Annotated in this window: 20 protein-coding genes and 1 riboswitch; of the genes, 17 read left to right on the top strand and 3 right to left on the bottom strand. The window is 59.9% G+C overall.

All coding sequences use genetic code 11. The annotated features are described in order from the left end of the window. Nucleotides 1–24: 24 nt before the first annotated feature. Complete coding sequence (locus tag ACFFSY_RS32575) at nucleotides 25–717, bottom strand: hypothetical protein (protein WP_377502307.1); 693 nt, start codon at nucleotides 715–717, stop codon at nucleotides 25–27. Between the two features lie 359 nt (nucleotides 718–1,076). Next, nucleotides 1,077–1,166: riboswitch (cyclic di-GMP riboswitch) on the top strand. An 85-nt stretch (nucleotides 1,167–1,251) separates the two neighbouring features. On the opposite strand from ACFFSY_RS32575, the gene ACFFSY_RS32570 reads away from it, so the two are divergent. From ACFFSY_RS32570 to ACFFSY_RS32520, 11 genes are all read left to right on the top strand, one after another. Continuing rightward, on the top strand, nucleotides 1,252–1,596 hold the full coding sequence (locus ACFFSY_RS32570; protein WP_377502304.1) for a DUF192 domain-containing protein: 345 nt from the start codon (nucleotides 1,252–1,254) through the stop codon (nucleotides 1,594–1,596). Between the two features lie 56 nt (nucleotides 1,597–1,652). After that, nucleotides 1,653–1,847 (top strand): Flp family type IVb pilin, encoded by a 195-nt coding sequence (locus ACFFSY_RS32565; RefSeq protein WP_377502301.1) that lies wholly within the window; start codon nucleotides 1,653–1,655, stop codon nucleotides 1,845–1,847. A gap of 108 nt (nucleotides 1,848–1,955) precedes the next feature. After that, a complete protein-coding gene (locus tag ACFFSY_RS32560; RefSeq protein ID WP_377502298.1) occupies nucleotides 1,956–2,150 on the top strand; it encodes a Flp family type IVb pilin in 195 nt (64 codons plus the stop codon). An 88-nt stretch (nucleotides 2,151–2,238) separates the two neighbouring features. Beyond that, entirely contained in the window at nucleotides 2,239–2,751 is a 513-nt protein-coding gene (locus ACFFSY_RS32555) for an A24 family peptidase (protein ID WP_377502295.1), read from the top strand. Continuing rightward, complete coding sequence (locus ACFFSY_RS32550) at nucleotides 2,748–3,128, top strand: TadE/TadG family type IV pilus assembly protein (RefSeq protein WP_377502292.1); 381 nt, start codon at nucleotides 2,748–2,750, stop codon at nucleotides 3,126–3,128. Before ACFFSY_RS32555 ends, ACFFSY_RS32550 begins: the two co-directional genes overlap by 4 nt. A gap of 9 nt (nucleotides 3,129–3,137) precedes the next feature. Beyond that, the gene (locus ACFFSY_RS32545) at nucleotides 3,138–4,055 is read left to right on the top strand and encodes a pilus assembly protein TadG-related protein (protein ID WP_377502289.1); all 918 of its coding nucleotides are present in this window, start codon (nucleotides 3,138–3,140) and stop codon (nucleotides 4,053–4,055) included. 41 nt (nucleotides 4,056–4,096) lie between these two features. Continuing rightward, nucleotides 4,097–4,819: a Flp pilus assembly protein CpaB gene (gene cpaB / locus ACFFSY_RS32540; RefSeq protein ID WP_377502286.1), complete on the top strand. Its 723-nt coding sequence runs from the start codon at nucleotides 4,097–4,099 to the stop codon at nucleotides 4,817–4,819. Nucleotides 4,820–4,902: 83 nt separating this feature from the next. After that, nucleotides 4,903–5,754 (top strand): CpaE/TadZ family protein, encoded by an 852-nt coding sequence (locus ACFFSY_RS32535; protein ID WP_377502283.1) that lies wholly within the window; start codon nucleotides 4,903–4,905, stop codon nucleotides 5,752–5,754. 37 nt (nucleotides 5,755–5,791) lie between these two features. Next, a complete protein-coding gene (locus tag ACFFSY_RS32530) occupies nucleotides 5,792–7,228 on the top strand; it encodes a TadA family conjugal transfer-associated ATPase (RefSeq protein WP_377502281.1) in 1,437 nt (478 codons plus the stop codon). Between the two features lie 8 nt (nucleotides 7,229–7,236). Further along, complete coding sequence (locus tag ACFFSY_RS32525; RefSeq protein WP_377502278.1) at nucleotides 7,237–8,196, top strand: type II secretion system F family protein; 960 nt, start codon at nucleotides 7,237–7,239, stop codon at nucleotides 8,194–8,196. Nucleotides 8,197–8,200: 4 nt separating this feature from the next. Next, a complete protein-coding gene (locus ACFFSY_RS32520) occupies nucleotides 8,201–9,130 on the top strand; it encodes a type II secretion system F family protein (protein ID WP_377502275.1) in 930 nt (309 codons plus the stop codon). 138 nt (nucleotides 9,131–9,268) lie between these two features. Here ACFFSY_RS32520 and ACFFSY_RS32515 read toward each other — a convergent pair whose 3' ends face one another. Beyond that, nucleotides 9,269–11,365: a transglycosylase domain-containing protein gene (locus ACFFSY_RS32515; protein ID WP_377502272.1), complete on the bottom strand. Its 2,097-nt coding sequence runs from the start codon at nucleotides 11,363–11,365 to the stop codon at nucleotides 9,269–9,271. A gap of 210 nt (nucleotides 11,366–11,575) precedes the next feature. On the opposite strand from ACFFSY_RS32515, the gene speE reads away from it, so the two are divergent. The 6 genes from speE to argS all read left to right on the top strand — a co-directional run bounded on the left by speE (nucleotide 11,576) and on the right by argS (nucleotide 17,624). Beyond that, nucleotides 11,576–12,403, top strand: a complete 828-nt coding sequence (gene speE / locus ACFFSY_RS32510; RefSeq protein ID WP_377502270.1) for a polyamine aminopropyltransferase — start codon at nucleotides 11,576–11,578, stop codon at nucleotides 12,401–12,403. A 13-nt stretch (nucleotides 12,404–12,416) separates the two neighbouring features. Beyond that, nucleotides 12,417–13,286, top strand: coding sequence for an agmatinase (gene speB / locus ACFFSY_RS32505; RefSeq protein WP_377502267.1), 870 nt, complete (start codon nucleotides 12,417–12,419; stop codon nucleotides 13,284–13,286). Nucleotides 13,287–13,788: 502 nt separating this feature from the next. Further along, a complete protein-coding gene (locus ACFFSY_RS32500) occupies nucleotides 13,789–14,049 on the top strand; it encodes a DUF7667 family protein (RefSeq protein WP_377502265.1) in 261 nt (86 codons plus the stop codon). Nucleotides 14,050–14,217: 168 nt separating this feature from the next. Continuing rightward, on the top strand, nucleotides 14,218–14,754 hold the full coding sequence (locus tag ACFFSY_RS32495) for a DNA-deoxyinosine glycosylase (protein WP_377502262.1): 537 nt from the start codon (nucleotides 14,218–14,220) through the stop codon (nucleotides 14,752–14,754). Between the two features lie 638 nt (nucleotides 14,755–15,392). Further along, on the top strand, nucleotides 15,393–15,869 hold the full coding sequence (locus ACFFSY_RS32490; RefSeq protein WP_377502260.1) for a YwiB family protein: 477 nt from the start codon (nucleotides 15,393–15,395) through the stop codon (nucleotides 15,867–15,869). A 75-nt stretch (nucleotides 15,870–15,944) separates the two neighbouring features. Continuing rightward, nucleotides 15,945–17,624 (top strand): arginine--tRNA ligase, encoded by a 1,680-nt coding sequence (gene argS / locus ACFFSY_RS32485; RefSeq protein ID WP_377502257.1) that lies wholly within the window; start codon nucleotides 15,945–15,947, stop codon nucleotides 17,622–17,624. Between the two features lie 307 nt (nucleotides 17,625–17,931). On the opposite strand, the gene ACFFSY_RS32480 is transcribed toward argS, so the two are convergent. Further along, on the bottom strand, nucleotides 17,932–19,071 hold the full coding sequence (locus ACFFSY_RS32480) for a S8 family peptidase (protein ID WP_377502254.1): 1,140 nt from the start codon (nucleotides 19,069–19,071) through the stop codon (nucleotides 17,932–17,934). Between the last annotated feature and the right edge of the window lie 745 nt (nucleotides 19,072–19,816).

Genomic DNA, 19,816 nt, shown 5'->3' with positions numbered 1-19,816 from the left:
TGGGCGCTCGCAGCCGCTCTGTTATCAGCTCTGCCGTCCAAGATGAAGTCGTGCCGACTCCCGAATCCGGCGGGCGTTCGGGATATCTTTCGCCTGCAGGAAGCGCCGGAGCAGCTCTACGGGTGTGCTTGGATTCTGGGAGAGGGACAACCACACGCGAGGATCGTTAGTTTCGAAGAGGGCATCGTAGGTTTCTGCGGGCAGATCGCTGCGTCTTGCCAATCGTTCGCGATCCGCCGAGACTAGCAATCGCCGCAGAGAATCGGCGTGTGTGTTTCGTTGGATCGCGGCTTCCAATAAGGCTCTCTTCTCGGGGGCGGATGGCTCCTGGCGGATCAACGTCTCTAACATCCAGGTACGTTGATCGTAGCTGTCGAACAGCAGCTCGGTCTCCTTCAACCCGAAAGCCGGATTGACGTAGACCTCGATGGCTAACGTCAATAAGGCCTCGTCTACGATCCCGGCTAATTTCCACATCACGTGGACCTCTTGTCTCGTGTGTCCCAGTTCCACCACGGCCAGGTTTCGGTCGATAAGATCGAAGGCAATGGACGGCGGCAGCGGCTTACGGTAGAGAAGGACGAGCTTTCGCCAAACGGTTTCTTCCGCAGCCGTGTGCTTCAGCTCGCGATGAAGATCAAGCAGCAGGTCTTCCGTCAGTGGAACGGTGATCTCTTCGTCGCTTAAGCATTGCGCAATAACGAGGGAATGATGCACTTTTCTTCCTCCCAGGTTTCGTAATTAACCAATAAATTCTATGCCATCTCGCAGTTCTCCTTCACAATGGCGAGGGCCGGTACATCCGAGAAAACAGATCTTTGGTCGCACGATAAATCTACCCTTGAGTATTGGTTAATGTTACCTACATGTTTGAGAGGGAACTTCTCGTTATTAGGGTATAACGAATTAAGAAAACGTTACAACTAGTTCTAACATACCAGAATACTGAGGGAATTTAGATCTGGTTTTCGCTTTCGGAAAATAGGGGATTTTGTCGGATTACGGAGTATAGGACCTCGGGGTAAGATGTGATCAAGATATCGGAACGGCGAACAAGCAATACGAACTTCGCTGGATCTCGATAAAGGCAAAACCGGCGAAAGCCGGCGACGCAAAGCTATAGGGGCTAAGCCGCGTGAGAAGCGGGATGCCAGCCAGCTGCCGAAAGATGCAGGGGAGTTCTTTTTTTGAACCCTCCTTTCGGGCCTAAAGGTGGGCTATTTTGCATAGACAAAGGAGGTGACGCTCCGGATGAAGCTGGTCATTCAGGAGAGCGGGGAACGGCTTGGCGACCATATTGAATGCGCTTACACGTTTTGGCGGAGGCTGATAGGTCTTGTGGGAAGACGTTCTCTTCCCAGTGGATACGGTCTTCATATTCAGCCGTGCAAGTCGGTCCACATGTTCTTTATGGCATGCGACCTGGATGTGCTTCATCTGGACAAGTCGGGCATCGTCGTCGGCCTGGAGCATCGGCTGAGACCGGGGGCGATCGGGACGGTCTTCGAAGGCACCCGTTCCGTCGTGGAACTTCCGGCAGGCACGCTGGCAGCCGCGAAGGTGGAACTTGGACAGACCGCGATTTTGGAACCTTAACGAGCAGTAGACGGACGGAATTTTGAACAACACCACAACCTTGGGAGGCTAACAACATGATGAACAGCATTCGCCGCTTCTGGAACGACGAGCAAGGTCAAGGGATGACGGAATACGGATTGGTACTCGGTTTGATCGCGGTTGCGGTTGTGACGGCGCTGATTACGCTGCGCGGCCATATCATCGACCTGTTCAACAACGCGGAGGATACGGTCAACACCGGGGTAACAGAGATGGGCGCAACGCCATAAACGCAAGCTGATCGGACACGGGATAACATACGGACCGACACGAATACGGAAGCCAATTGAACGATGTGCAGCTAAGACAACTACAACAACTACTTGGAGGCTAACAACATGATGAACAACATTCGCCGCTTCTGGAACGATGAGCAAGGTCAAGGGATGACGGAGTACGGTTTGGTGCTAGGTTTGATCGCGGTTGCGGTAGTGACGGCGCTGATTACGCTCCGCGGCCATATCATCGACCTGTTCAACAACGCGGAGGATACGGTTAACACGGGCGTAACGGAAATGGGCGGAACGCCTTAATCGTCTCCGATGAAGGGCCGTGCGTCGAACAGTGGCGTGCGGCCCTTCCCTTTTTGGAACGACAATAAGCCGAAGAGGAGGCGCGAAGATGTGGACAAATGCGATATTGCTGCTGGTACTGGCACTCTGCGTCGTGACCGACCTGCGCAGCCGCAAAATTTATAACAAAGTCATTGCGCCGGCGCTGCTGCTGGCGGCCGTGCTTCATATCGCGACAGCCGGCTGGGGCGGACTGCTCCATATGCTGGTCGGACTTGGCGTAGGATTGGCGATTCTGCTCATCCCTTATCTGTTGGGCGGCATGGGGGCGGGGGACGTCAAACTGCTGGCGCTGGTCGGGGCGTTGAAGGGAGCGGTGTTCGTGTTGACCGCATCGGTATACATGGCGTTGGCCGGGGCGGTCATGGCGCTGGCGATCGTGCTGTTCAAGAATGGCTTTCGGGCCCGAATTCGGTATGTGCAGTACGTCCTTGTGTGCGTGCGATACCGGCTGAAGCTGCCGCTGCAGGGGCAATTGGCCTCCGGCTCGTACCCTTACGGGGTAGCGATCGCGGGCGGCTGTCTGCTCGGATTTATGCTGGAAGGATGGGGAGCGGGATGATCCGGGATGAGCGCGGCCAATCGCTGGTTGAATTTGCCATTCTGCTGCCGCTGCTCATGCTGCTGCTATGCGGGATCGCCGATTTGGGGCGGCTGTTCTTCGCCTACTCGAGTTTGCAGATGACCGTACAGGAGACGACCCGCCTTGGAGGGCTTGGCCGAAGCGACCAAGAGATGACGGCTTATGCCAAAACGCATCTTCAGGTAGGAGATCCGGGCAGCATGACCGTTACGATTACGCCGAAGCAGGCGGCTCGGGCGTCCGGCGATAACGTGACGGTGACGCTTCGCTACTCGCTTCCGCTCTTGACACCGGTCATCACGCGGATTATTCCGGCCCCCGTTCTTTCAGCCCATTCCACCATCCGGGTGGAGTAGGAGGTTACGATGAGAATACGGTTGGATGCATTTATTAGGGAGGAACAAGGCAGCACGATCGTCTTGGCCGGTCTGGCGATGCTGGTATTGCTCACCATCGCCGGGCTCGTCGTGGATGGCGGCATTATGTATGCGGAGAAGAGCCACCTGCAGAAGACAGCCAATGCCGCCGCGCTGTCGGGGGCTCAAGAACTAACCGGGCGTCCTGGGGTGGCCGAGGCAGTAGTCCAGTCGATCCTCAAGGCGCACGGGGAGCAGAACAGTCTAATTGGCACCGAGATCGTGCCGATGTCCACCGTAAGGGTGAAGTTAAAGAAGGACATCCGGCTTGGTTTCGCTAGACTGCTCGGCAGGGACACGGCGACCGTCACGGCGGAAGCGGCGGCTCAGATTATGCCCATGGGACGGGCATCCGGCGTCGCACCGCTTGGCATTGACGAGTCGATTCCGCTGCAATATATGAAGCCATATAAACTGAAGGTAGACAACTCCGGGGTAGAAGCCGGGTACTTCGGCATTCTGGCGCTCGGTGGTCCCGGGGCCTCGACGTACGAGAGCAACTTGAAGTACGGGTATCCAAGCGAGATTGAAGCTGGCGATATCATCGACACCCAGACCGGCAACATTGCGGGCAAGACGCGGGACAGTATCAACATGCGCATCAATGAGGACCCCTATCCGGCGGGCGAGTACTGGCACCGGGACTCCTCCAGGGTTATCTTGATACCCGTGTACAAGCCCCATCGGTATGGATCCAATCAGCTGAAGACGATCGAGGTTCGCGGGTTCGCTTATTTTTATATTCTCGAACCGATGTCGAGCAAGGATACGTCCATCACGGGCATGTTCATCGAACGGGCAGGCACCGGCTATGCCGGGACGGACATCGTGAACAAAGGCGCTTACGCGATCCGGTTAATTGAATAGCGCGGCAGGACAACAAGAGACAGCGGAGGATGGGGACGCGCATGAGATCGAAGATCATATTATTCGCCGCGGTCATCATGGGCTTGGCGACGACGGCGCTCTTCTTTAGTTATATGAAGAAAGTGGATGAGCGCGCTGAGTCGGGCAAGGCGATGATTGCCGTACTGGCAGCGAAACAAGCGGTGGCGGAGAACACCCAGCTATCTGGCGGCATGCTGCAGATCGTCGAGGTGCCGGCCACGGCCATCAATGGAATGGCGCTGCGGGACCCGGCGGCGGCCGTGGGGAAAGTGACCGCGTCGGCGCTGGTGCCGGGCGAGGTGATATTGCCCCACCATTTGCAGGACCGGCAAGACGAAGCACTGGTGGTGTCCAAGAAAATTCGGGAGGGCTATCGGGCGGCCGCGGTTGGCGTCAACTTGGTGCAATCCGTCTCGAACCTTATCGAGCCCGGCGATTACGTCGATGTCGTCTACACCGTCCAGGAGAAGGCAGCCCAGACGATGAACTCGACGCTGCTGCTGGAGAACGTGCGCGTGCTCGCGATCGGCAGACGTATGGTGGAAGCGAGAGCGGATACGCCTTACGTAGAGTACGCGACCGTAACGTTGGAAGTGAAGCCGGCAGATGGCGTCAAGGTGGTCCATGCGGATGAATCGGGCACGGTGAGCTTGATGCTTCGCAGCAGCGTAGCGGTCGGTCCGAAGGAGCAGGCAGGTGCGGCGGGCCAAGCGGGCGGCACTTCCGCGGGGAGCAAAGGCTAACAGTAGGCATGAACGCAAAGCGGGCCAAGGCGTGAACGGCGGTCTTGGCCGCGGACGAGAGCGGGTAGAGGAGGATGGTCGAGATGAACCAAGCGGATCGCGGCGGCGAGCGTGACATGGCCGGGGAGGCAGAGGGAAAGCGCGGCGAGATGATCGTCGTGTGCAGCGCCAAAGGGGGGATCGGACGGACCGTGCTGGCGGTCAATCTGGCCGTTGCCCTGACCAAGAAGAATATCCAGATCGGCATGCTGGACGCCAGCTTCCAGTTCGGCGACGTCGCGCTTGCGCTCGATCTTCATCCGACTTTTACGATCCAAGATGCGATCGGCAATCTCGAGCAGCTTGACCGTCACGCGCTGGCCGGGTATCTCATTCACCACCATTCGGGCGTCAAGGTGCTGGCCGCGCCGGAGCGTCCGGAGCTGGCGGACCTGATAACGGACGAGGTGGTCGACCGGGTGTGCGACCTGCTGCTAGCTCATCATGACTATGTCATCGTAGATACGGGAGCCGGGCTGCAGGAGCGGACGCTGCAGCTGATCGAGAAGGCGGACCATGTCTTCATGCTGACGACGCTCGAGATGACGGCGGTCAAGAATACGAAGCTGATGCTGGAGACGCTGGAGGTGCTGGGCCTTCGGGACAAGACGCAATTGATTGTGAACCGCTCGACGATGGAGAGCGTGCTGAAGGCGGCGGACGTGCCGGAGATCCTCGGTATGGAGAGTGCGACCTACATTCCGAATGATTTTCAATTAGTGGCGCAGTCGCTGAATATCGGCATTCCGTTCGTGCTGAACCAAGCCAAGTCGGAACTGGCCAAGACGGTGTTCAAGATGGCGGAGCAGCTCATATCGCGGCGGGAAATCTCGACGTTCAAGCCGAAGCAGGGCTCCTTCTTCCAGCAGTTGTTCGGCAAGACGGCCAAAGCGTAGCGGATCAAGACCAAAGGCGAGAGGATGGACGCAAACCATGAGCTTACTCGATAAAATCCAGGCCAAAGCCGCGACCGCCGGAGCGGAGCCGGCGGAAGGGGGAGCGATCGTCGCTTCTCCCGTGGAGCCAGCTGCTGCGGGCAAAGCGCCGAGGAAGGACCTGCTGGCCACTTTCCGGCAGATCCGGGGCACGGATCCGCGCCCGAAGGAGGCGCAAGCGCCAATCTCGAAGCATCAGGAACTGAAGAACAAGCTGCATAAGCAGGTGCTCAACGACCTCAAGGACGAGGACGTCGAGGCGGTGATTCCGAAGATCGACGCGATGGCCATCGAAATCATCATGGAGGACGAGTCGCTGCGGGGCAAGGTGGACCGGAAGAAAGTCGTGGAGGAGCTGCTGCACGATTTGACCGGCTTCGGCCCCATTAACCCGCTGCTGCTCGATCCGGAGATCAGCGAGGTCATGGTGAACGGCCCCAATCAGGTGTACGTGGAGCGCAGCGGCAAAATCGAGCTGTCCTACGTGCAGTTCCGCGACGACGAGCATGTGATGAATATCATCGATAAAATCGTCTCGCCGATCGGCCGCCGCGTCGACGAGAGCAGTCCCATGGTGGACGCCCGCCTGCCGGATGGTTCGCGGGTCAACGTCATCATTCCGCCGCTGTCGCTGAAAGGGCCGACCATCACGATTCGGAAATTCTCCAAGGACCCGTTCACGATCGAAAACTTGGTCGATTTCGGCACCATTACGCGGGATATGGCGATCTTCCTGGAGGCGTGCGTCAAGGCGCGGCTGAACATGTTCGTCAGCGGCGGTACCGGCTCCGGCAAGACGACGACGCTCAATGTGCTCTCCGGCTTCATCCCGAGCGACGAGCGGATCGTGACGATCGAGGATGCGGCCGAGCTGCAGCTGTGGCAGGAGCACGTCGTTTCGCTGGAATCGCGCCCGCCCAACATCGAAGGCAAAGGGGCCATCACCATTCGCGACTTGGTCCGCAACTCGCTTCGGATGCGCCCGGAGCGGATCGTCATCGGCGAGGTGCGCGGCGGCGAAGCGCTGGACATGCTGCAGGCGATGAATACCGGTCACGACGGCTCCTTGGCGACGGGGCACTCGAACAGCCCGCGCGATATGATCGCCCGTCTGGAGACGATGGTGCTGATGGCAGGCATCGAGCTGCCGGTGAAAGCCATCCGGGAGCAGATCGCCGGCGCGATCGATATTATCATTCAGCAGTCGCGGCTGAAGGACGGCTCGCGTAAAATTACCAATATTACGGAAGTGCAGGGGATGGAAGGCGATGTCATTGTGCTGCAGGACATTTTCGCCTTCCAGCAGACCGGGGTGGACGAGCGGGGCAAGATCGTCGGCAAGTTGGCGCCTACGGGCGTCCGGCCGAAGTTTTACGAGCGTCTGGAGAGCTCGGGCATGCATATTCCGGCTTCCGTATTTATTGAAGAGGAGTGAGTAGGCATATGGCGGTCATCCTCACGGCGATGGTCTTCGCGACCAGCCTGCTGCTGTTCGTCGCCACGCTGCAGCTGATGCAGACGGATAAGCGAATGGAGAAGCGGCTGCGGCACTATCTCGTGCTGCACGATAAGAAGTCGCTCGGACGCCGGAAGTTCGGCCTGCTTGTCCAGCTGCAGCTGTCCAAACAAGCGGTGCGCGAGCGGGTGCTGACCAAGAAGAAATCCCAGCGGCTGGAAGAGCGGATAAGCCGGGCGGGGATCGCGATGAAGCCCGAAGAGTATATCCTGTTTCAATGGCTGAGCACCGCGCTGGGCGGCGGCCTCTTATACTTGCTGACAGGTCAGCTGGTACTGCTGGCCGCAGGCGCGGCCGCGGGCTTCCTGTTCCCGGGCTGGATGTTGAACCGGCTTCGCCGCAAGCGGCTCTCGACCTTCAATGACAGTCTGCTGGACATGCTGACCACCGTCATCGGATCGCTGCGGGCCGGCTTCAGCTTCGTCCAGGCGCTCAAGACGGTCGTGGAAGAGTCGACGGGGCCCATGCGCGAGGAAGCGGATATCGTGCTGAAAGAAATGCAGTACGGCGCGACGGTCGAGGATGCCTTGGGCAACTGGCGCGAGCGCATGCCGAGCGAGGATCTCGACCTGCTCGTGCAGGCGATCTTGATCCAGCGCCAAATCGGCGGCAATTTGGCGGTCATTCTGGAGACGATCGTGCAGACGCTGCGCGATCGGGGACGCATTCAGCGGCAGGTGACGACGTTGACCGCGCAAGGCCGGCTCTCGGGCATGGTCATCGGCTTGCTGCCTTTGGTTCTGGGCGTGCTTCTCTATATGATCGAGCCGGATTACATCGGAACGCTGTTCCGGCACCCCGTCGGCGTGGGGCTGTTGGTCGGCGGCGGCGTATCGGGGCTGATCGGTTTCGTTCTGATTCGGAAAATGACGAGGATCGAGGTGTGAATCCATGCTGTATGCGGCGTTTTGCCTGACGGTTACGCTCGCCATCTACGGGTTATGGGTGCTGCGGGAGGAGCGGAGCAGCCGGCTGAAGCGCAGGCTGGCCCAAGTCAGCGGGACGCTTGAGGAGAAGCGGCGCGAGCCGGAATCCGCCGCGGCCCCCGGCGAAGAGAGCTCCTTCTTGAACCGGCTGCTCAAGCCGGGCCTGCGGATGCTGCGGCGTGCTTTCAGCCGGCGATTGGAGGAGCACAAGGAGGCCAGCATCGAGCTGACGCTGCTGCAGGCGGGCCGGCCATTCCAGATGAATCCCGTCGACTACCGGCTGCTCCAAATCGCGCTGGCGGCGCTCCTGCCCTGCGCCGCAGGCGGTTACGGCTACCTGCTCGGCCTGGGGGTGGGCGGGTGGCTGATGATGGCTTTCGCCGGCTTGGGTCTCGCGCTGGTCTTGCCGGGCTATTATTTGCGGCTTAAGACCAAAGCCCGGACCAAGCTCGCGCTTCGCGAGCTGCCTGACGTGCTCGACCTGCTGACGGTCAGTCTGGAGGCAGGCCTTGGGTTCGATTCCGCGCTCCATAAGCTGGTCGCCCGAAAGGAAGGGGTGCTGGCCGTCGAATTCCGGCGCTGCCTGGAGGAGATCCGCTTGGGCAAGACGCGCCGCGAGTCGCTTGCGGGCGTAAGGGACCGGCTGCCGCTGGAAGAGCTTCGCGTGCTGATCAGCAGCATCCTGCAGGCGGAGAAGCTCGGCATCGGCATGGTAACGGTGCTTCGCGTCCAGTCTCAAGAGGTACGCGATCGCCGCAAGCAGCGCGCCGAGGAAGAGGCCATGAAGGCGCCGATCAAGATGCTGTTCCCGCTTGTGCTCTTCATCTTCCCGAGTCTCTTCATCGTGCTGCTTGGGCCGGCAATCATTCAGTTCATCGAGACGTTCTCTAAATAAGGGGTGTGGTGCCGCCGGACATTCCGACGCTCCCCGACCGAAAAAAGAGCCTCTGACCCGCATAATATGCCGGGTTAGAGGCTCTTTCTTATGGCAAGGATTTGGCCGTGCTCGCATTAGGCAGCTGCGGACGGCCCCTTAATCCGTCCACCACCGCTTCAGCTGCGACCACCACGATTTGGACGTTTCCTTCGCGGCATCCGCGTCGCCCGAAGCGGCTTGATCGCCGTGCGCGCCGCAGACCTCCGCCGGTTCGGTGCCGGTGACGAACGTCTCCAGCCGCCGGTTCGGGCATCCTTCCCCGGCGAGCTTGCCGGTCTTCGGATCGACGTACACCGTGGATACGCCGCCGGGCACGGGGAAGATTTTCGGCGGTACGGCGGCCAGCGCATGCTCGGTGTAGTTGGCGAAGATCGGCGCGGCGCGGTGCGCCTCGGTTGGCGTCAACTTGCGGTCTTTGTCGTAGCCGACCCATACCGCCGTGACCAGCTCGGGCGTGTAGCCGACGAGCCAGGCGTCGGTCGCCGTCGTGCCGGTCTTGCCCGCGACGGGCCGCTTGAGCAGCGCCGCGACCCGATTGCCGGTGCCGCCCGTCTCGAAGACGCTCTCCATCAAGCTCGTCAGCACGAACGCATGCGCCGGGTCGACCACTTGGCTGTGCACCGGCTTCGCTTCGTACAGCACCTCGCCCTTGCCGTCCTCAATGCGCAGAATCGCGGTCGGCTCGACGCGCTGGCCGGCATTGGCGAACACGCCGAAGGCGGACGCCATCTCGAACGGGCTGACCGGGAACGTGCCGAGCGCGAGCGACGGCACCGGCTGCAAGCTGGCGGTAATGCCGAGGCGCCGGGCCATGTCGATCACGTTGTCGGCGCCGACGGACATGATCGTATTGACCGCGTAGATGTTATCCGAGCTGGCAATCGCCTGCCGCATGTCGATGTAATCCTCGGCGTACCGATCGTTGTAATTGTGCGGCGCGTATGTCTTGCGGCCCTCGTCGTAGGTGAAGATCGTCGGCTCGCTTTTGAACCGGGAGACCGGCGTCATCGCGCCGTGCTGCAGGGCGGTCAGGTATAGGATCGGCTTGAAGGACGAGCCGGGCTGACGCGTCTTCGCGAGCGCGCGGTTGAACTGGTTCGTCTTATAGTTCCGTCCGCCGACCATGGCCTTGATATAGCCGGTGCGGGGATCGATCGAGACGAGCGCGGCCTGCTGCTGCGACGAGGACGGAATACCCTTAGCCACCGCATCCTCCGCGGCGAGCTGCGCCTCCTCGTCGAGCGTCGTGTAGATGCGCAAGCCCCCTTCGCTGAACAGCCGCTCGTCAATGCCGAGCTGATCGACGGCGACGGTGCGGACGTAATCGCGGAAGTACGGCGCGGTGCCGTCCTGCTGGCTGCCGCCCAGCGGCTGGAATGCGAGCAATTCTTCGCCCGCGGCATCCGCTTCTTCCCGGCTGATGTAGCCTTGCGCCGCCATCGTGCCGAGTATCGTGCGCTGGCGGTCCTTGGCGTTCTTCATATCATTATATGGAGAGTAATATTTCGGCCCCTTCGGGATGCCGGCCAGCATGGCGCTCTCGGCCAGCGTCAGTTCGGCGGCATGCTTGCCGAAATACAGCCGCGCCGCCGCTTCAACGCCATAAGCGCCGTGCCCGTAATAGATTTGGTTCAGATACATGCCGAGAATTTCGTTCTTGGTATAATTCATCTCGAGCTGAACGGTATACATCGCCTCTTTTATTTTGCGGTTCCACGTCCGCTCGTGCGTCAGATACAGATTGCGCGCCAGCTGCTGCGTAATCGTGCTTGCCCCCTGCTTCGTCTCCATATGCTCCAGATTGACGACGGCCGCCCGGGCCAGACCCTTCAGGTCGAAGCCGAGATGATCGTAGAATCGCTGGTCCTCGATCGCGAGCGTGGCGTCGATCAGGTGGCGCGACACCGCCTTGAGCGGTACGGATTGCCGGTTCTCGCCGGTATGGAACGTGTCGATGACGTTCCCCTGCAGGTCGAGCATCTGGGACGATTGCGTAATGGACGCGGCCGGCAGCGTCTGATGACGCAAATAATAGAGGAAGCCGAAGGCGAAGAGGAGCATCGCCAGCGTGCAGCCTCCGGCGATGAAGCCCACCTTGCGCAGGCGGCGAATCAGCGGCATCCACCGTTCAGCGCGTATGCGCCAAGGCGTGCCGCGTTTGCGCGCCGCCTTTTTGGAAGCGGGTTTGGTCATGATGGCATCCCTCACGTTCGCGTCTCTTTTTCCTTAGTATGGAAAACGGAAGGATCGCCTATTCACCCCCTTCGGGAGCGAACATGTTTTTTTTGTGCAGGGGGAGGCGAAAGGTTGATTTTTCCCCCGGAAGCACTATAATACAGTGTGAACCATCGACCTAACGAATAATAGGAATCCAACATACACGAAAGAAGGGACCTAACAGCCATGGAATTGTGGTATACCGAGAAACAAACCGACAGCTACGGCATTACGGCCAAAATTAAAGAAACGTACGTGAGCGAGCAGACCGATTTCCAGAAGCTCGACATGATCGAGACCGAAGAATTCGGCACGATGCTCGTACTGGACGGCATGGTCATGACGACCGACAAGGACGAGTTCGTCTATCATGAAATGGTTGCCCATCCTGCGCTGTATACCCACCCGAATCCGAAGCACGTGCTTGTCGTCGGCGGCGGCGACGGCGGCGTTATCCGCGAAGTGCTGAAGCACCCTTCGGTCGAGAAGGCGGTCCTCGTCGAGATTGACGGCAAAGTCATCGAATATTCGAAGCAATATCTGCCGAACATCGCGGGCGAGCTGGACAACCCGCGCGTTGAAGTGATCGTCAACGACGGCTTCATGCATATCCACGACCACAAGAACACGTACGACGTGATCATGGTCGACTCCACCGAGCCGGTCGGCCCGGCGGTCAACCTGTTCACGCGCGGCTTCTACCAAGGCATCTACGACGCCCTGAAGGAAGACGGCATTTTCGTCGCGCAGACGGACAACCCTTGGTTCAAATCCGACCTCATCTCGAGCGTCAACCGCGACGTGAAAGAAGTATTCCCGATCGTACGCGTCTACTGGGCGAACGTGCCAACGTACCCAAGCGGCCTGTGGACATTCACGCTCGGCAGCAAGAAGCACGACCCGCTCGCGGTGGACGAGTCGTCCATCCCGGAGATCGATACCAAATACTACTCCCCTCGTCTGCACAAGGCGGCGTTCGCGCTGCCGAAGTTTGTGGAAGACTTGGTGAAATAGAGAGGACTCAACCATGCGTCTGGATCAAAAATATTCCGGTAACGTCTTTATCCTGAGCTCCGATGATTACGCCGCTTCCAAAGCGGTCATCTACGGCATGCCGATGGACTTTACCGTCTCGTTCCGTCCGGGTTCGCGCTTCGGCCCGGCCCGCATCCGCGAAGTGTCGATCGGCCTCGAAGAGTACAGCCCGTACCTCGACCGCAGCCTGGAAGACATCGACTACTTCGACGCCGGCGACCTGCTGCTGCCATTCGGTAACGCGCAGCGTTCGCTCGACATCATCGGCGAATTCGTCAGCGGCGTGCTGGCGGACGGCAAAATGCCGGTCGGTCTCGGCGGCGAGCATCTCGTCTCCTGGCCGATTTTCCAAGAGGTATACAAGAAGTACCCGGATCTGGCGATCATCCACTTCGACGCTCACGCCGACCTGCGCGAGAGCTACGAAGGCGAGCCGCTGTCCCACTCCACGCCGCTGCGCAAGGCAGCGACGCTGATGGGCGGCAAGAACATCTACCAGTTCGGCATCCGTTCCGGCTCCCGCGAAGAGTGGCAGTATGCGCGCGAGAACATCAACTTCCATCCGTACGAGGTGCTCGAGCCGCTGAAGAAAGTGCTCCCTGAGCTGGCGGGCCGTCCGGTCTACCTGACGATCGACATCGACGTGCTCGATCCGTCCGCGGCGCCGGGCACGGGCACGGCGGAAGCGGGCGGCATCACGAGCAAGGAATTGCTCGAAGCGGTCCACGCGATCGCGAATTCCGGCGTCAACGTTGTCGGCTGCGATCTCGTCGAGGTAGCGCCTGCGTACGACCACTCGGAGATGACGCAGATCGTCGCATCGAAGGTCATTCGCGAGATGCTGCTCGGCTTTATTAAGTAAATCATGTCCGGGGGATGTCCCGGCATCCGTACCGGCCCGCCTAGCATCTTGATGCAAGGCGGGCCGGTTTAATTTAAGGAAGGCAGCACGTGCGCAATGTGTCATCTCCGGGCCGCGTTCGCCGACGCCGCCGTACAGTTCCCGTAACAACGTTCATCCTTCGCCTGCCATTCCGCATGCGATGACCGTATGCCCGCCTCTTGCTTTCCGCCTTCGACGGAGCAGTCCTGGCGGAGCAAAACTTTCAGCGCTCCTTGCCTATGAAATGTTTCTTTTGGCCATACTGGTTACTAGAAAGGTAATTGGTTTGCGCTCCCGATAGGGAGAGCAGCATTTACCTACAGGTAATTGGTTTGCGCTCCGGATAAGGAACGCAGCATTTACCTAGAGGTAATTGGTTTGCGTTCCGGATAAGGAACGCAGCATTTACCTACAGGTAATTGGTTTGCGAACCCGATAGGGTGCGCAGCATTTTCCTAAGGCGAAAAGGGAGCGTGGGACAATGGGCATTTTACCGGTTCACGAACGTTTGGCGGAGTTGTATATCCTGCGGACGAAGCGGAGGCTGTCGGATGCGGAGTCGGCCGATTTCGAGCATTGCTTGGCGGCGAACGCGGTCTACTGCAGGCAGTTGGCCAACTTGTACAACCTGTCGCTGGTCGCTTCCATGACGGGCGACGCGGAGTGGCAGCACGAGATTTGCGCGCGCATCGAGAAAATGAACGGCCAGCCGCCGGCCTCGCGCCGGACGGAAGAGGCGTAGGACACGACCTGCAGCCATCCCAGGCCTGCGTGCCCGGCTTCGAGAAGATGGTTGAGGCACAGACATCGGCTTTGCTCGCCGCGGGAAACCCGCCTTGGTGTATCTTGCAAGGCGCGGCAAGGGAGCTGGCGCCTTATTCTTCGCTGGCCGCAAGAAGGAGCGAGAGTCGTGCGGAAACAATCGTTCCCGCCCGTGATCGACGAGCGGGCGCGGGTGCTGATCATGGGCAGTTTGCCTGGAGACGCATCCTTACAGATTCAAGAGTATTACGGGAACCCCCGCAACTATTTTTGGACGGTCGTCTACGCGCTGTTCAGCGATGGGGCGGCACCGGAGGCGGACTATCCGCGCCGGCTGGCGTTCGCGGCACAGAACCATCTTGCGCTCTGGGATGTCATCGCTGCGGGCGAACGAGAGGGCAGTCTGGATGCGAACATCAAAGCAGAGCTGCCCAATGCGATTCCGGAGCTGCTTGCGGCATATCCGGGCATTCGCTGCCTCGCCTTTAACGGCAGCAAGGCGCACGATACGTTCATGAAGCATTTTCGCCATCATCCGTGCACCGAAGGACGCGCGGTGCTGAAACTGCCGTCCACGAGCCCGATCCCGACCCCGAGAATGCGCGGCGCGGCGGATCGGATCGAAGCGTGGCGGCCGATTGTTGGCTATGCGCGCGGTGAAGGGGAGCTAAGACAGGGCGATTAGAGGATAGGTGCCTCGATGCTGCCGGGCAGCCTTTCGCTTCTGCTGCGTACCTGCCGCCCCTTGCTTTTTTCGGCGGGAGACGACTATAATAGAACCAAATTCAGCGACAATGATCGGGAGAGTACGCTAGCGAGAGCCGTCATAGCGAGCCGGGGTGGTGGGAGCCGGTACGGAAGCGCAGCCGGAAGCGCACCCGGGAGTCGGTTTCCTGAAGCGAGAGGCAAGTCCGCCGCTCGCGGGTAGGGAGACCCGGCACAGGCCGTTATCCTGCCAAGTGGAACGCCGCCCGGCGCTTGAAGAGCCGATGCGCGGGTTTCAGAAGAGTGGTACCACGGATAGCCTTCCGTCTCTTTCGGAGACGGGGGCTTTTTTGAATTCTAAGAATTTATAAGCTTCGCATGGATGAACGAGCTTAGAATTCTCCGGAATGAAACGTGCCTCGCCGACGAAGACGGCGTCAGCCGGTTCGCCTTGTTTACAATACAAGAACTAATACGTTTCACGCTTATTCATCATTTTGTATTTCTCCGGAAGGAGACACGCTATGCCGCATGGACGGCGCAGCATTTCACCTTACGGGGATCAAGCGCATGCGGCTTGGCCGGATCGCGCAATGGAGGGAGACAGGAGTTACGTCTATGAACGATAAAGCAAGCGTCCGTATCATGCTTGAGAGCGACGTGGATGGCGAGAAGCAGGCGCATCAGCTCACCGGTGAGTGGTACCGGAAGGACAGGACGGTCTACATCCGGTATGAGGAGCGGGATGAGACGTACGGTGAAGTCCGCACCACCGTGAGGTGGCGGGAAGGGGAATTGCGGCTCACCCGGCACGGCGGCATTGAAGCGGAGCAGAATTTCGCGGCCGGTCAGCGGCTGCCGGGCCGCTACAAGTCCGAGCACGCGACGTTCCCGCTCGAGACGGAGACGCTGCTGCTGTGGATGCAGACCGGCGACGAGAGCAGCATCGGCACTGCCGACAATTTGCCTAGGCCTTCACTGCCGCTGCTCCTGGAGTGGCGATATAAACTATGGGTCGGCGGCGAATCGGTCGGGCTGTTTCGCATCCGCCTGCTGGCCGAGGCCGAGGAAGTACCGGAAGCGCCTACGGCGTAAAGCGCACAGGCGGTTGAATCAACCATTCGCGAACAAACAGGGCGTGGCGCCCAATTCATACGAGGAGATGTTCGAATGACAACCAATGTATTGGAACAATTGTATGCCAAAGTCAGAGAGGCCATTGCCGACGCTGCTGTCGCGGCGGGACTGGCGAGCCGGGAAGAATTGCCGGTATTCGCGATTGAAGTGCCAAAGGAGAAGGCGCATGGTGACCTGGCGACGAATGCGGCGATGCAGCTGACCAAGATCGCCAAGAAGAACCCGCGCCAGATCGCCGAGGCGATCGTGGCCAATCTGGATACGGCCAAGGCCTCCATTCAGTCTGCCGAGATCGCGGGCCCGGGCTTCATTAACTTCCGTCTGGACCGCAGCTATCTGCATCCGGTCATCGCGGACGTGCTCGGCCAAGGCCAGAACTACGGCCGCGTGAACGCGGGCGGCGGCCAGCGCGTGCAGGTCGAGTTCGTCAGCGCCAACCCTACGGGCAGCCTACACCTTGGCCACGCACGCGGCGCGGCAGTCGGCGACGCGTTGTGCAACGTGCTCGACTACGCGGGTTATGAAGTTACGCGCGAATATTACATTAATGATGCCGGCAACCAAGTCGCGAATCTGGCGCTCTCCATCGAGGCGCGCTACAAGCAGGCGCTCGGCCAAGACGCCGAGATGCCGGCCGACGGCTATCACGGCGAGGACATCGTCGGCTTCGCGAAGGAGCTGGCCGAACAAGAAGGCGATCGCCTGCTGGCACTGCCGGAAGAAGAACGCTACGCGTTTTTCCGCCAATACGGCTTGGAACGGGAACTCGACAAGATCAAGCGCGACCTGGGCCGGTTCCGCGTCGGCTTCGACAGCTGGTTCAGCGAGACGTCCCTTTACGAGAACAATCAGGTCGTGCAGGCGCTTGAGGCGCTTCGCGAGCGCGGCCAAGTGTTCGAAGAAGGCGGCGCAACGTGGCTGAATACGATGGCGTACGGCGACGACAAGAACCGCGTGCTCGTGAAGAACGACGGCTCGTACACGTACCTGACGCCAGACGTGGCGTACCACCGCGACAAGTACGGCCGGGGCTATGACCGGATGATCAACATTTGGGGCGCTGACCATCACGGCTACATCCCGCGCATGAAGGCGGCAATGGAGGCGCTCGGCAACGATCCGAAGAAGCTCGTCGTCCTCATCGCGCAGATGGTCAGCCTGTTCCAGGATGGCGAGAAAGTCAAGATGTCCAAGCGGACGGGCAAAGCCGTCACGATGGAAGACTTGATGGACGAGGTCGGTGTCGACGCGATCCGCTATTTCTTCACGATGCGCAGCATGGATTCCCATCTGGATTTCGATATGGATCTGGCGATTTCGACGTCCAACGAGAATCCGGTATTCTATGTGCAGTATGCACACGCGCGTATTTGCAGCGTATTCCGTCAAGCCGAGGAGCAGGGCGTTACGCTGGCGGGGCTGGCAGAGATCGATCTCTCCAAGCTATCGACCGAGCACGAATACGATCTTCTTCGCAAAATGGGCGAGCTGCCGCAGGAAATCGCCGAAGCGGCGGAACAATATGCGCCGCATCGCCTCGTACGCTACGTGTACGAGATGGCCGCGCTATTCCACAGCTACTATCGGGCGGAACGCGTCATCACGGAAGACGCCGCGCAGACCCAGGCGCGTCTGGCGCTGCTGTCGGCAGTCCGCACCGTTCTGGCTAACGTCCTGCGCTTGATCGGCGTATCCGCGCCGGAGCGCATGTAGGCTTCTTACGTTCACTCGCAATAGGCAAGAACCCGGGAAAGACCGCGGCCTGACCGCGTCTGCTCCCGGGTTCTTCTGTTCTCGCACGCATGAGGGCGTATCGAGAGAACTCGCACCGTCAAAATAAAGTTCGGCCGTGTTCAACGACGCGCGGCGGTAAGTCCGCATGTGCACAGCGGCGGGCGAAGATTCCTTGTGCCTGATGCTTCTGCATGAGCCCCCTCCGCCTTGATGGACGCGCGTAAACGCACGTTCGTTCATGTGGCCGGTGGTAATAGTGCTGCGCCTAGCACGGCGATGGCCTGCCTTAACGATCGGCGGCGTTCAGCATGCGTTGAATGTCCAGTTCCCCGGTCAAACGCGGCACCTTGGTGCCTCGCAGCGGCACCATCGACTTCTTGAGGATCATTTTAATATCGCCAGGCGATAGATCGGGGTGCTTGGCGAGCAGTAGGGCAATGGCGCCGCTGACGTGCGAGGTAGCCATGGACGTGCCGCTCATTTCGTTGTACTTCCCGCGGAGCCATGCCGACAAGATTTTGTCGCCGGGCGCGTAAATATCGATATGCATGCCGCGGTTGCTGAACGGGGCGATTCGCCGCAGCCGGGTCGTGGCGCCGACCGCAATCGTCTGCGGGTAGCGGGCCGGGTAATCGACGGCTTTGCGCTTGCCGTCGTTGCCGGAGGACGCGACAATGATGACGCCGGAATTGTACGCGTAGTTGACGGCGGAAAGCAGCGATTTGCTGCGCGATTTCATACCGAAACTCATGTTGATAACGTTCATGCCGTTATTGACGCACCATTCGATGCCAAGCACGATATCCGAGACGAAGGCGCTCCCGTTGTTGTCGAACGCCTTAACGGGGTAGACGGTCGCCCTGGGCGCGACGCCGATCATGCCATGGACCTGGTTGGCCGCAGCGATCGTACCCGCGATATGCGTGCCGTGTCCGTTGTCGTCGAAGGGAAGCGCGCTTCGATTGAGCAGATTAATTCCACGGCCAAGCGACTGTTTGAGATCGGGGTGATTGAAATCGACGCCCGTGTCGATGACGCCGACTTTGATCCGGTGGCCGGTCGTCGAACTCCAGGCGAGCGGAGCTTTGATTTTCTGCACGCCCCAAGGGATCCCGCGATCCGCGGTGGTCGGCTTGGGCATGATGCTTGATGCGTCCACGACGACCGGCCGATCTTCCTCCAGCCAAACGGCCCCGGTGGGAAAGCGGGACGAAGCTCCTCCCTCCTCGGGGAACGAGAAGCCGCGAATGAGCGGCAAATGGCGCACGCGATCCCGCATTGCGGATGATGCGGCCCATTCGGTCCAGACATCCAGAAACCGCTTATAGTCGCCGTGCCGCTGAAAACGGACGATCCGCCGCTTCGTGCCCGTGGCGGGCGCGGCCAGTTTACGATGCAACCAACGGAGTATCTCGGTTCTGTCCAAATTTGGCGTCCCCTCCTACGGCGGAACTGCTGAGGTATTGTATGACCGAGCGTTCCAAGCCGTATGAGCAAGTGACCTTTATTCGAGCAAAATAGGCGGCGAATAGTGTCAATTCACGCGGGCGTTCATACTATATAGGAAGAGCCGCGGCAGCGGTTCTTGATTCCCAAAGCGGCTTAACGCAAGCCGGCAGCGGGAGGGATACAGTCGAGCGGAGGGCGCAGCCCTCCGCTATTTTCGTTGTAGGCAGGCCAATTGGTTTGCGCGGCCGAGGGCCGGGCAGCATTTGGCCAAACGATTTGGCTTGCGCGGCTGAGGGCCGGGCAGCATTTGGCCAAACGATTTGGCTTGCGCGGCTGAGGGCCGGGCAGCATTTGGCCAAACGATTTGGCTTGCGCGGCCGAGGGCCGGGCAGCATATGGCCTAACCATTTGGTTTGCGCGGCCGAGGGCCGGGCAGCATATGGCCTAGCCATTTGGTTTGCGCGGCCGAGGGCCGGGCAGTTGTCGTCAAGGCGAACTTGGCTTGCCGCAACCGACTTTTGGGCAGCGTTTCAGCCCGGCCAATTCGTTCGCCCAGCCGTGGGTTACGCAGCATTTGGCCCTAGCGAATTGGTTTGTGCAACCGTAGGTTGGGCAGCATATCGCCCCGGCGAATTGGTTTGTGCAACCGTAGGTTGGGCAGCATATCGCCAAGGCGAATTGGCTTGCACGGTCGTGAACCGGGCAGCATTTCGCCAATGCGC

The organism is Paenibacillus aurantiacus (assembly GCF_042431225.1).
Classification (GTDB): Bacteria; Bacillota; Bacilli; order Paenibacillales; family Paenibacillaceae; genus Paenibacillus_Z; species Paenibacillus_Z aurantiacus.
Note: the sequence above shows the minus strand (reverse complement) of the source record. Positions and strands in the feature narration are given on the sequence as shown.